The organism is Brevibacillus nitrificans (assembly GCF_003710965.1).
Classification (GTDB): domain Bacteria; phylum Bacillota; class Bacilli; order Brevibacillales; family Brevibacillaceae; genus Brevibacillus; species Brevibacillus centrosporus.
The window spans coordinates 876,094-887,856 of the sequence record NZ_RHHU01000003.1; the positions used below are offsets into that span (position 1 = coordinate 876,094).

13 protein-coding genes are annotated in these 11,763 nt (G+C 48.3%); 3 read left to right on the top strand and 10 right to left on the bottom strand.

Annotated elements, in window-relative coordinates; genetic code table 11:
- Window positions 1-145 precede the first annotated feature (145 nt).
- Window positions 146-1,792 carry a phosphoenolpyruvate--protein phosphotransferase gene (gene ptsP / locus EDM59_RS06025; RefSeq protein WP_122922765.1) on the top strand — a complete coding sequence of 549 codons (1,647 nt, stop codon included), beginning with the start codon at window positions 146-148 and terminating at the stop codon, window positions 1,790-1,792.
- Window positions 1,793-1,867: 75 nt separating this feature from the next.
- Here the strand turns inward: ptsP and EDM59_RS06030 are convergent, their stop codons facing one another.
- Window positions 1,868-2,788, bottom strand: coding sequence for a LysR family transcriptional regulator (locus EDM59_RS06030; protein WP_122922766.1), 921 nt, complete (start codon window positions 2,786-2,788; stop codon window positions 1,868-1,870).
- A 152-nt stretch (window positions 2,789-2,940) separates the two neighbouring features.
- On the opposite strand from EDM59_RS06030, the gene EDM59_RS06035 reads away from it, so the two are divergent.
- Together EDM59_RS06035 and rarD are read left to right on the top strand one after the other, a co-directional pair.
- Window positions 2,941-3,453 (top strand): GNAT family N-acetyltransferase, encoded by a 513-nt coding sequence (locus EDM59_RS06035; protein WP_122922767.1) that lies wholly within the window; start codon window positions 2,941-2,943, stop codon window positions 3,451-3,453.
- A gap of 2 nt (window positions 3,454-3,455) precedes the next feature.
- Entirely contained in the window at window positions 3,456-4,388 is a 933-nt protein-coding gene (rarD, locus tag EDM59_RS06040; protein ID WP_183192823.1) for an EamA family transporter RarD, read from the top strand.
- 64 nt (window positions 4,389-4,452) lie between these two features.
- Here rarD and EDM59_RS06045 read toward each other — a convergent pair whose 3' ends face one another.
- The 9 genes from EDM59_RS06045 to EDM59_RS06085 form a co-directional block, all read right to left on the bottom strand.
- The gene (locus EDM59_RS06045) at window positions 4,453-5,799 is read right to left on the bottom strand and encodes a PTS galactitol transporter subunit IIC (RefSeq protein WP_122922769.1); all 1,347 of its coding nucleotides are present in this window, start codon (window positions 5,797-5,799) and stop codon (window positions 4,453-4,455) included.
- A 33-nt stretch (window positions 5,800-5,832) separates the two neighbouring features.
- A complete protein-coding gene (locus tag EDM59_RS06050; protein WP_092269879.1) occupies window positions 5,833-6,117 on the bottom strand; it encodes a PTS sugar transporter subunit IIB in 285 nt (94 codons plus the stop codon).
- A complete protein-coding gene (locus tag EDM59_RS06055; RefSeq protein WP_183192824.1) occupies window positions 6,114-6,593 on the bottom strand; it encodes a PTS sugar transporter subunit IIA in 480 nt (159 codons plus the stop codon). Before EDM59_RS06055 ends, EDM59_RS06050 begins: the two co-directional genes overlap by 4 nt.
- 188 nt (window positions 6,594-6,781) lie before the next feature.
- Window positions 6,782-7,336 carry a GNAT family N-acetyltransferase gene (locus tag EDM59_RS06060; RefSeq protein WP_122923397.1) on the bottom strand — a complete coding sequence of 185 codons (555 nt, stop codon included), beginning with the start codon at window positions 7,334-7,336 and terminating at the stop codon, window positions 6,782-6,784.
- Window positions 7,337-7,479: 143 nt separating this feature from the next.
- A complete protein-coding gene (locus EDM59_RS06065; RefSeq protein ID WP_122922771.1) occupies window positions 7,480-8,082 on the bottom strand; it encodes an MSMEG_1061 family FMN-dependent PPOX-type flavoprotein in 603 nt (200 codons plus the stop codon).
- A 74-nt stretch (window positions 8,083-8,156) separates the two neighbouring features.
- On the bottom strand, window positions 8,157-8,927 hold the full coding sequence (locus EDM59_RS06070) for an alpha/beta hydrolase (RefSeq protein ID WP_122922772.1): 771 nt from the start codon (window positions 8,925-8,927) through the stop codon (window positions 8,157-8,159).
- Between the two features lie 162 nt (window positions 8,928-9,089).
- Window positions 9,090-9,857, bottom strand: coding sequence for an HpcH/HpaI aldolase family protein (locus tag EDM59_RS06075; protein WP_246010913.1), 768 nt, complete (start codon window positions 9,855-9,857; stop codon window positions 9,090-9,092).
- A gap of 80 nt (window positions 9,858-9,937) precedes the next feature.
- Window positions 9,938-10,897 (bottom strand): branched-chain amino acid transaminase, encoded by a 960-nt coding sequence (locus EDM59_RS06080; protein ID WP_122922773.1) that lies wholly within the window; start codon window positions 10,895-10,897, stop codon window positions 9,938-9,940.
- Between the two features lie 83 nt (window positions 10,898-10,980).
- Window positions 10,981-11,703 carry an aspartate/glutamate racemase family protein gene (locus EDM59_RS06085; protein ID WP_122922774.1) on the bottom strand — a complete coding sequence of 241 codons (723 nt, stop codon included), beginning with the start codon at window positions 11,701-11,703 and terminating at the stop codon, window positions 10,981-10,983.
- Window positions 11,704-11,763 lie beyond the last annotated feature (60 nt).

Below are 11,763 nucleotides of genomic sequence, written 5' to 3' on the forward strand. Positions count from 1 at the left end.
CACTTCTCCACAATGTATACCTTTTCGTTGACGATTATGAGTGGAACCGCTAAGATAAACGTATTCAAATCCTTTGGATCATGGGTCAGGGACGATTCCCTGGCCTTTTTTGCGTCTATAACTTAACTTTCGCTGGAGGGATACGATGTATAAAGGGATTGCCGCCTCACCCGGCTATGCCGCAGAACGCGCTTTTGTACTGAAGGAACAAGCATTATCCATTCCCCAAGAAACAATCACGGCAGACCAAGTGGAGCTGGAAAAGCAGAAAGTCCGCGACGGCTTAGAGCAGGTCAAACAGGAGCTTGCCGTCACACGAGAAGATGTCCGCGAGCGCTTCGGTGAAGAGGAATGCGCCATTTTTGACTCTCACTTGATGATGCTAGAAGACCCCACTCTACTAGAAGAAATCGATCGAGAAATCCTCGATTCAGCCAAAAATGCCGTCTGGGCTGCCCACGATGTCCTGACTACTCACGCTTCTGTTTTTGAAGCGATGGACGATGCCTATTTGCGCGAGCGTGCCGCTGATTTTAAAGACTTGCGAGGCAAACTCGCGAGACGGCTTCTCGGCGTCGGTGACGTATCTCTTGAAACGCTGGATCGACCAGTTATTCTTGTCGCCCATGATCTGACGCCCTCCCAAACGGCGCGGCTGAATCCGAAATGGGTCAAAGGAATCCTGACGGAAATAGGCGGACCGACCAGTCATTCTGCTATCCTGGCACGCACTCTGCAGATTCCTGCTGTCGTGGGTTGTGGTCCGATTGCCTGCGAGATTACCGATGACACGATTCTTGCTCTAAATGGAAATACGGGAGAGATCACGATCCATCCAGAGCAGGAGCTGGTCGATCTCTATCACCGGGAGCAGCTCGCCTTCCAAGAAGAGCAAACGCGATTGCGTGCTGCCGCTTTTGAAACCGTATACACAGCAGATGGAAAACGGATTGAGATTGCAGGGAATATCGGGAATCCCGCGGACAGCCGCTCTGTACTCGCGAACGGCGGAGACGGTGTAGGCTTGTTCCGCTCAGAGTTTCTTTTCCTTGAGAGAGAGCAGATGCCGAGTGAAGAGGAACAGTTCGAGGCGTACGCCGAGGCGGCGCGTGAAATGGCTGGGCGCCCTGTCATTATTCGAACGATGGACATTGGCGGAGACAAGCAGCTGCCTTATTTGCCGATGGAAGCAGAAGAAAATCCATTCCTCGGTTTTCGTGCCATTCGACTCTGCCTGGCTGAAAAAGAAATGTTCCTCACCCAGCTGCGCGCCATCCTGCGAGCTTCCAGCCATGGCAAAATCAGAGTGATGTTTCCGATGATTGCGACAGAGGAAGAATTACTCGAGGCGAAGTCTATGCTCGCACAAGCGAAGGAACAGCTGCGCGAAAGACAGCTTCCATTTGACGAGAAGATCGAGACCGGAATCATGATCGAGGTCCCTTCCGCAGCCATCATCGCCGACCAGCTTGCCCCTCATGTCGACTTTTTCAGCATTGGCTCCAATGACTTGATCCAGTATACCTTTGCCGCTGACCGTATGAATCAGAAGGTCAGCTATCTGTACAATCCGGTGCACCCTGCTATCCTCCGGCTGATCGGTCGAGTCGTCCAAGACGCGCATGCACATGGCAAATGGGTCGGCGTTTGCGGGGAAATGGCTGGCGATCCTCTTTACGCAAAGGAGCTGATCGCTCTTGGCGTCGATGAATTGAGCATGACTCCTTCGCTGATCCCCAGAATGAAACAGGCGATCAAAGGCATGTCCACTACTACGCTCATCTATCAATAATGGATTACGAGACAAAACCCACAAATGATCTTGTGGGTTTTTGCGCTTTTGTGAACGATGAGAGCAAGTATTACCTTACCGTTTTCGTGGCATCGATTTCTCAAGTGCCCTTGTTAAAAAATCAAGATAGACCTGCAGCTCTTCTGGCAGCACAACATCACTTCGCTTCACATATCCCACCTGAATCAAATTTCCCCCCTCCAATGGAATCGAGATAATATTCGGATTCATGTAATGACTCACGATACAGCCTGTTCCTAAATTGTAGCTATTTGTATTGGCCAGAAGGTTATTCATGGCTCCTCTGTCCTTGAGGTAGACGAGCTTGCCGATCTTGTCCACATGGAGGGTTTCTTCCGCAAAATGCAGCAGCATGTCGTCCTGCTGATAGGTCAAATAGGGATAGTCTCGTAGCTGCTCCAAGGATATGCTGTCCTGATCCGCCAGAGGATGCTCTTTTCGGAGAAAGACATGCTGCTTCATGGAAGCAATAGGAGTAAACTTTAGTGATTTTGAAAGAAAGTATCGCTCAAACAAATGCTTATTTAAGTCGGTTAAAGATAAAATACCGAGGACACTTCGATTTGCATACACGTCATCAATGACATCGGTTGACTTCCCTTCCCGAATCGCAAGCTCATATTTTCGCTCGGCAAAGGAATCCATGAGATGAGCAACTGCCTCGATCGCAAAGCCGTAATGCTGCGAGGATATCGCAAGCTTGGTGATGTCCGCTTTTTTCTCTTTGTGAAAATGATGAACGACCGACTCCATCTGTTCCAGGAGCATTTTCGCGTAAAACAACAAATCTGTGCCTTCTTTAGTAAAGACTACCCCTTTGTTCGTTCTCTCGAGAATCGTAATTCCCAGCTCCGCTTCGAGTTCACGTACGGCTTTACTGATGCTGGGTTGCGTCACGTATAGTTCGGAGGCGGCTCTACTGATCGAATTATGCTTGGCAATCTCCACGATATAACGAAATTGTTGGAGCGTCATTTTCCCACCACACCTGTCCCTTTTTTCTGTTGACCGTTTTTGCTATAACTTTAGTCTATAGCAAGCGGTTACTACGTTCCATTTTACGTTTGAAATACAGGGCTCTACAATAAGGAGAGAAAACAACTTTTCATCTGAAAGGAAGAACACGAATGATACGGCAAGCAACTAGCGAAGACTTACTAGACATTCTCAAAATCTATAATGACGCCATTCTGCATACGACCGCTGTTTACGCGTACGAACCCCAAACACTTGAAAACAGACAAGCTTGGTATGAACAAAAGATGCAGGAAGGCTACCCCATCTTGGTATGCGAGCAGGATCATCGGGTCGTAGGTTTTGCGACATTTGGCCCCTTTAGAGCCTGGCCTGCTTATCAATACTCCATTGAACATTCTGTTTATGTAGAGGCAGCATCCAGAAAACAAGGAATCGGGACAGCTTTAGTAAAAGAAATCATCGCGATTGCCAAAGAAAGAGAATACATGACGTTAATTGCCGGTATTGACGCAGACAATGAAAAAAGCATTGCCATGCATAAAAACTTTGGCTTTGTTCATTCCGGAACGATTCGAAAGGCGGGTTTTAAATTCAATAAATGGCTTGACTTGGCTTTTTATCAATTGGAGCTCAACGGCCCTAAAAATCCAACAGAAAAGTAAAGGTGAAAACTGTGACGGGTTGGAATCCTTCAGCAAAAGGGAAAGCGTTAGATTCCAGTCATCGTGAGAAGATGATCGGTTATCTCTATACCTCCTCAGCCTATTTCCTTTGGGGGGTTCTCGGATTATATTGGAGGGCTCTGGATTCAGTCTCCTCTATGGAAATCTTGGCCCATCGGATTCTTTGGGGATTTTTCTTTATTTTTACGCTCATGCTCTTTCAGTCTACGAAGCGAGCGGCTTTTTTTACACTGGTAAAAGAACTGCGGGTCAACGCTAAGCAACTCTTCTACTTTTTTGTGGCCTCGCTCGCAATCAGTGCCAATTGGTTGATTTTTGTTTGGGCAATGATATTCGATCATATCCTGGAAGCGAGCTTAGGACTATACATTACGCCAATCGTTAGTATGCTTCTGGGTGTTCTGGCCGCAGGGGACAAGATACGAAAAAGTACGCTTCTATCGATGCTAATCGCATTTTCTGGCGTTCTCGTGATTACCTATGACTATGGAAGAATTCCATGGATTTCAATGGCTTTAGCCCTTACTTCTGGGGTATATAGCTTAGCCAAAACGCACATCAAGGCAGATGCACTTGTCGGCATGTGTGTAGAAACATTGCTGGTCACCCCGATTGCACTCCTGTTATTCATGTTTTTACACCAAACTAGCAGCGTGCATTTTGGTTCAGCGTTTCCTGTCACGTTCCTTCTGATCTTCGGAGGCATCCTAACCGTTTTGCCGCTGCTGTGGTTCGCTGAAGGTTTAAAAAGAATTCCTTTGGCGACGATCGGTTTCTTTCAGTACATAACCCCAACTATCACTTTTCTTTTCGGGATTTTTCTTTTTAAAAGTACAATCACTTTGCTGCATTGGATTGCCTTTAGTCTCATTTGGTTATCGATTGCTGTTATGCTGGTGTCCAATCGGAAGTAAGAAAAGAAAACCACCCTGTACATGCCAGCAGGCAACACACAGGGTGGTTGTTCGTTTTCATCCTTTATAACGCTTTGTTCACTGATTGCGAAGAATTCTTTTGCTTGCGCTGGACCAGGTAAGCAACGCCCAAACCAATGATGGCAATCCCGATAATTCCTGCGTACCCTAGCTTTGCTCCAAACAAGAAGATTGCCGTAGTCGGAACCGCTCCATCGACAAGGGAGGATATCGCACTCGCTCCGTCCGGGAATTTGAAACCGGCGTTTTGGGCAGCTTGTGTAAACAGCGGCGAAATATAAGTAGCCAAAAGCAAGCCGAATGCCAGTGAAATGGTCGCCCCGATCACAGTACGAATAACGTTTCCTTTAAAAATAGGCACCATCAAGCACACGATGAACGGAATGGTAGCCAAGTCTCCAAAAGGAAGAACCTTGTTGCCCGGCATCAAAACAGCCAGACCCAAAACAATCGGAATCATCAAGAGTGAAGCGGCAATCGTGGCTGGATGACCGACAGCCAGTGCTGCGTCCATGCCGATATTGACTTCCCGTCCAGGAAAGCGCTTTCGAACAAATTCACTCGCAGCTTCCGAGATCGGTATCAAGCCTTCCATCAAGATGCTGACCATTCTCGGCAGAATCAGCATGACGGCAGCGGTTTTCACACCCAAATCGAGAACCTTCTGAAGATCCCAGCCAGCCAAAAGCGCGATAATAATGCCTAAAATAAGTCCTAAAACAGTAGATTCACCTAGCAAGCCCAAACGTTTTTGAATCGTTTCGGGGTCTGCCTTCAGGTTGCGGAAGCCCGGAATCCGATCAAACAGCTTTTCCAGCGGCAGAGCGATCAAGTAATACGGTGTCGACGTTCCGTGCGGGAAGGAAATGTTCGGATAGCCATAATAGTTGGATACGTGCTTCGCCGTGAGATCCGCCAAGACAAGAAGGATAATGGCATGGGCAATCGAAGTCAAAATCCCCAAGGTAATGTTGTTCGACATGACTGCGACCAGCGAACCTGTAAAGGCAATGTGCCACAGATTCCAGAGGTCAATGTTCAGCGTTCGTGTCAGACCAAGCACCAGCATGCCCAGATTGACGGCAAGACCGATCGGAATCGCAAGCGCACCGACTGCCGAGCCAAACGCAATAGCCGAGGTAGCCGGCCAGCCTACGTCAATGATCGTAAGCTGTATGCCCAGGTTTTTGACCATGTCCTGGGCAGCGGGTCCCAGACTTCCCATCAGCAGGCCAATCACAAGGTTGATCCCAATGAATCCAATCCCGACCGTCAGACCTGCACGGAAGGCTTCCCCCGGCTTTGTTTTCAAGATGATCCCAAACAGAAAAATGAGAACGGGCAATACAACCGAGGGGCCAAGGTCTACGAGGTACTTGATAACGTCCATAGTGAACCTCCTTTGATAAGGCACATATTTGATTTAGGATGTTAGCTTTGCTTCAATTTGTTCAAACACTTGCTCTTTTCCGATTCCTGTCAGCAAAGGTACTGCATTGATGACTTTTTCTTGCAGCGAAGGAGGGACCGTCGTGGTGGAAATGATCAGGTCGTATTGATCGGCTTTGTTTAGCACGTCACTGACTTTGGACTGATCCAGCGAAGCATCGATGCCTTTGTCCCGTAAAAACGCTTTCAATTTTTGCATGACGACAGTTGAAGTAGCTACACCGGTACCACAGATGACGAGTACTTTTTTCTTGTTCATGATTTCTCCTCCACCTGCTCAAGCTGGGAGAGTACATTCCATACCTCTTCCGTTCCTTGAGCATCCATAATTTTCTGCATATTCGCCTGATCCTGAATCAGGTTCATGACTTGTTCCAAAATGTTTAATTGCGTCTCGCCTCGCTCGGGAGCAAGCAAAAAAACCACTTGTACAGGCAGGTCATGGTTTGGATCTGCCATATTGCGAAAGCGCACACTCTGTCTGGCTACTCCAACAGCGATCGTCGGTTTCCGAACGTGCTGGGGGTCCGCATGAGGGATAGCGACATTCACTTCACCTGTGAGCAAACCTGTCGGGTAAGATTGCTCCCGTACACACACCGCCTCGATGTACTCCGCACCTACTGCTCCCGTCTGTATCAACGTGTCTCCCAACTGACGGATCAGCTCGGACTGCTCCAGGTGTTCTTCAAATATGCGAATATGGTCCTTCCCAATATATTCAGACAAACTCACTCTTTTATCGCACCTCCTTTCCTTTTCTAAATAGCAATTCCTATGCCAAATTCGCTCCCTTGAGGAAAGCCTTATTCAGCAAGCCTTCACAGCATTTTCTACACAATTTCTGGCGGGCAGCACACAAATTCTTCAGCATGGTTTGTGGGCGGTTTTGCGAAAGGACGAAACGCGAACGCGCCTAAATACTACTGTTCCTTTTTTGAAAAGCTCTCCCGATGAAAACGCGTAATGATGGAAAACAAATGCTCGCCTTTGGTTGAAATAGGTGTGGAGTTGAGCTGATCGTACATCGCCCGATACGGTTCTGGAACCCAAATGTATTTGTGGACATAATCCGTAGAATGAAACCCTGCCTTTTCCCAAAACTTTGCGCGCTCTGCATTCGTCTGGGTGTCTTCCGCCTCCACTTCTATGAGGAGGATCGTGTAGTCGCCATCCGCTTTTGCCCATTCTTTAAGTCGCCCGAGAAAAATGGAACCGATCCCTTTGTTTCTCAAATCAGCCCGAACGGCAAAGTAGTCGATAATGATGGCACGGCTACCTTCGAGTGTACCCGTGATTGCCATCGCCACGGGCTCCCCCTCACTCTTCGCAAGATGCAATTGACAGAGTTGTTTTTGAAACATATTGCGGATGATCGCTTTGCTTTTCCTCCCATGCTCGGGAAACGCCGCATAGTAGATGGGCTCCGCTTCACGCCACAAGGCTTCGTCCCAATGATCTGTAGTGATGACATCCATGCCCTGCATCCCCTTTCTGCTCGAACCTCCTATTGGCTTTCCCATTCTCTTCCTTTTTCATGAAAAAACCTTGAATCAAAGAGAGGTGCATGGGCACACATTCCGATTCAAGGGTTGTACATTTGCTAAACTAGCAAGCCGAGCTAATCATTTTGTTTCAGTTGAACGCCGTTGATTTGCAAATGGGCACGGAACATCTCAAGGATGGAAGGTACCGTTTCTTTTTCCGGCCAGGACGATGTATTCCATAAACCTGCTTGTTTGAAAGCTCGCGGGCAATGGATGAAACATTCTTCTACTTTTACGACCACGCCAATGTTGAGCGTTTTGCCCTTCCATTCTTGCTGAGCCAACAGTTCAGCATTTTTGGTTAAAGTAGCGGTACCATTGATTCGCAGCACTTCTTCCAGCCCAGGAATCACAAAAATCATGCCAATCTGCGGATTCTCCAAAATATTCAACATGGAATCTACACGCCGATTCCCCATTCTTTCCGGATAAATAAGATGGTGATCGTCCAGTACCTTCACAAAACCTGGCTCGTCACCGCGTGGAGAAACATCTCCTTTTCCTTCTGAATTGGCTGTCGATAAAAAGAACAGGGGGGATTTTGACAAGTATTGCCGGACGTGTGAGTCCACTTGCGCAATCGTTTTTTTGACGACAGTTTCATGAGGGACTCCCACGAGACTTCTTAGTTCATCCGCGCTAGTGATGCGATCTTCCGCTGTCATTTGATTCCACATCGATTCCCGCTCCTCTCTAACCACTATGTATGCCGATCATATAAAAAATTGCGAATGATTCTCATACTTACTCCTCATCTTAATGGCTCATCGGATTGAATGCAAGCTTCTCCAAACAGCCATTTCATTGCCGCTATAAATCGGATCGAAAAGAAGAAAGAATCGTGTGTACCAAGCGGATCCGTTTCCAAACGGAGGTTCTCTGGAACAAAGCCTTTTTCCAGGAGGACGTGATGAGCTTCTTTCGTTTTACTGACCATTTGGGACTGAATCGTCTTTTTGTAGACTCCTTCCAGCTCACCTGTATACATGTACATCTGGTGGTCCAATGCTGGCAACGGTTTGCTTCGAATGTACTCGACAAAGCCATCATACCAAAAAGAGGCGGAGATCAGCGCGCTCTTGCCGAATATCTCCGCATGCTCATAGTAGGCGTAAATACTGACCAGGCCACCGAGCGAGCACCCCGCGATGGCGGTATTCTCTTTCTCAGGTAATGTACGATAGGCTTGGTCTATATATGGCTTTACCTGGTCGACAAGTGTCTGCAAGTATGTCTTCGCACCGCCCCCAAAATCTCTGCCGCCTGGAACAAGGGAAGCTGCCGGCCAAGGCGTATACTCATCATTTCGCTCATGCGGTTTGATCCCGACAAAGATGATTTCGGGAAGCTGCTTGGTGAGAAACAGATGGTCCACGTAATTGTAGCTATCCAGTACGACGCTGGCTTCATCCTGAACATAGACGACGGGATAACGGTGGTTGCTCTCAAAATAATGAACAGGCAAGTAAATATGCAGCACAAAGCCGGCAACTTCTTCGATGATGATCCGTTTCTTTTTCATTGCTACTTCCTCATTTCCACGGTATTTCTCCTATTATAGAGAGAGTTCGTGGCACTGAACATGTACGATATCCAGATGCTCCATGGAGCAAGTACGGATGTGCTCATGAAAAAATGAAAAAACTCCGTTATTTGACAACGGAGTCGTTTTGCTTGCGATGGCTCAGTCATTCCTGATACCCGCTTCCACTACTTCATAGAAGGCTGACATCATGACTGACGTAATGACTACGGCAACAAACGCAGTTCCATTCTCCAGCTCTTGGCGTACACTTGCTGGATTGGCCGCGATATTTCCCAATGGAATATTTTGTTGCTGGGCTCTTTCTCGCAGCTGCGCGATCGTTTTTTGCACCTCAGGATGCCGAGCTCCCTCTTCCTTGTAACCCATGGATATAGACAAATCAGTCGGACCAATGAAAGCCATATCGATACCAGGCACACTGACAATCTCCTCAAAATTCGCCACTGCCTCCGGTGTCTCGATATGGACGATGACCAGGATTTGATCGTCTGCAGCATCCAGAAAGCCGATCCCGTGATCCTTTCCGTAGCGCGCCGGACGTGTCGTATAATTCGCTCCTCTTTGACCGAGGGGAGGAAACTTCACTCTTTGTACCACTCTTTCAGCGTCTTCCCTGTTGTTCACCATCGGTACCTGGATTCCTTTTGCCCCTCGATCCAACGCCTTTTGAATGCTGGAAGGGTCGTAAGCCACTCGAACAATGGGAACCAGATCGACGCATTCTGCCGCACGGATCATATTTTCCAGATCTCTCGGGCTAAACGCCCCGTGCTCGTCGTCGATGACGAGAAAATCGAAGCCGGCGTGCCCGAGCATTTCTACCATTTCCGGGCTATAGATCCCTACAAAAGCGCCAACGGATTTCTCCCCGTTCTTCAGTTTTTCTTTCACTCTATTTTTCATCATCGGTAACCAGTCCTTTGCTTTTCAGCTAATCTCGTTGCTATTCGAGAGATTGCCGACATTCTCCTCTTTCCGTTGATGAATCATTGATAAACAGGCGTGACCCAATCCATGTAGCGCTCGTCTTTTCCTCTCACAGCCGAGTCGTAGGCTTCCTGCAGCTGCTTTGTAATCGATCCCATCTTTCCTGTACCTACAGGACGACGGTCTATGGAAGTAATGGCGGCGATTTGCGCCCCTGTACCTGCCAGGAACATTTCATCGCAGATGTACAGCTCCGTTCTGTCTATCTGGCGAACCTCGTAGGACAACCCGAGATCATCGGCTAGCTGCATGATCGCCCGTCTCGTAATCCCTTCCAGAATGTCAGAGGTAATCGGTGTTGTCACCAGCACACCATTGCGTACGATGAAGAGGTTGGCAGAGCTTGCTTCCGATACCTGTCCGTCGCTGGAGAGCATGATGGCTTCATCGTAGCCATCTGCTGTTGCTGCATCATTAGCCAAAGCGGGGTTGATGTAAGCGCCTGTCACTTTCGCGCGGGAAGGAATCATGTTGTCGGAAATGCGCTGCCAGTTGGAGACAGTAGCAGCGAGCCCGGCCGTATCGACGTAATTTCCCATCGGCACAGAGAAGATCGCCAGTTCATCGCGTAGCCCTGTGAGAGTGACCTTGATGACTTGCGAGGCTTTGAAAGCAAACGGACGGATGTACACGTCCTCGCGGTAATCGTTTTTGGCAAGCATGAGACGCGTCCGTTCGACCAGTTCTTCCGCAGTGTACGGAAGGTTGATTTTCAGAATCCGGCAGGACAAGAGCAAACGCTGGTAATGCTCCAGAGCCTTTAGGACATACAACTGCCCTTCTTGAGCATTCCAGTAGGCGCGGATTCCTTCGAAGCATCCTGTGCCGTAGTTAAGTGCGTGCGTGGAAATATTGACATTTGCTTCTGCGAGGGGCATGATTTGTCCTTTAAAAAAGCAATAGCCAGACGTGATCTCCTGTTTGGGAGATGGGCCTTTCGTGGTCTCGATGATTTCCATTCGTAACTCCTCCTTTGCATTGTCTACTGGTCATAAAAACAGCCTGAAAGGTGATTCGCTCTTCCTTCCAGGCTGTGTGGACGTTATCTTGCGGTACGAAGCTTTTCGGTCGGTTTCATATAGGTGATACGGCTCTGCTTGACCTTCATCGCGATCACGCTTTCCAGTACTTTGGCAGAAGCAAACGATGGATCAATAACCGGAACATCGTAGCCATGCTCCTTCAGCTTGTTTTGCAGCGTCTCCGCCACACCCATCATTCCTGTGCAGCCCAGGATCAACGAATGAGCTTTGTCGATTTCGATGGCTTTTACCATTTCCTCGAACAGCGCTTGCTCCATTTTCTCTTTGTCCACGAGATCGAGTACAGGGATGTCGACGTAACGGATTGACGCCAGCTTGCCGTGAACGCCAACGGATTTCGTCACATTCTCGATCATGGCAATCACGTTTGGCAGAACGGTAACGACGGAGTAAGATTTGGCCAGCATACTCGCGAACAGCATCGAGGATTCACCGGCACCTACGACAGGTATATCCACTGCCTCACGAGCCGCTTTGACACCGGGGTCAGCGAAACACAAGCTGATGACACCGTCGCAGCCCTCGTTTTGCGCTTCTATGGCTTTTTCCAGCATGTTCGGAATCGCCAGTGCTTCATCGTACTCGCCTTCTACAGAAGCTGGACCGTAATCGAGGTGGCGAACCTGTACTTCGACGGATTCATCCAAGTAATGCGCAAATTCCTGCTGAACCTCTTCGTTGAAAATATCCATGATGGTTGGCAATAAGACTCTGATTTTCATCTGAATCTCCTCTTTTCTATTATTTTGGAGCTGCCGATTTCAACAAAATGGAACCTTCAC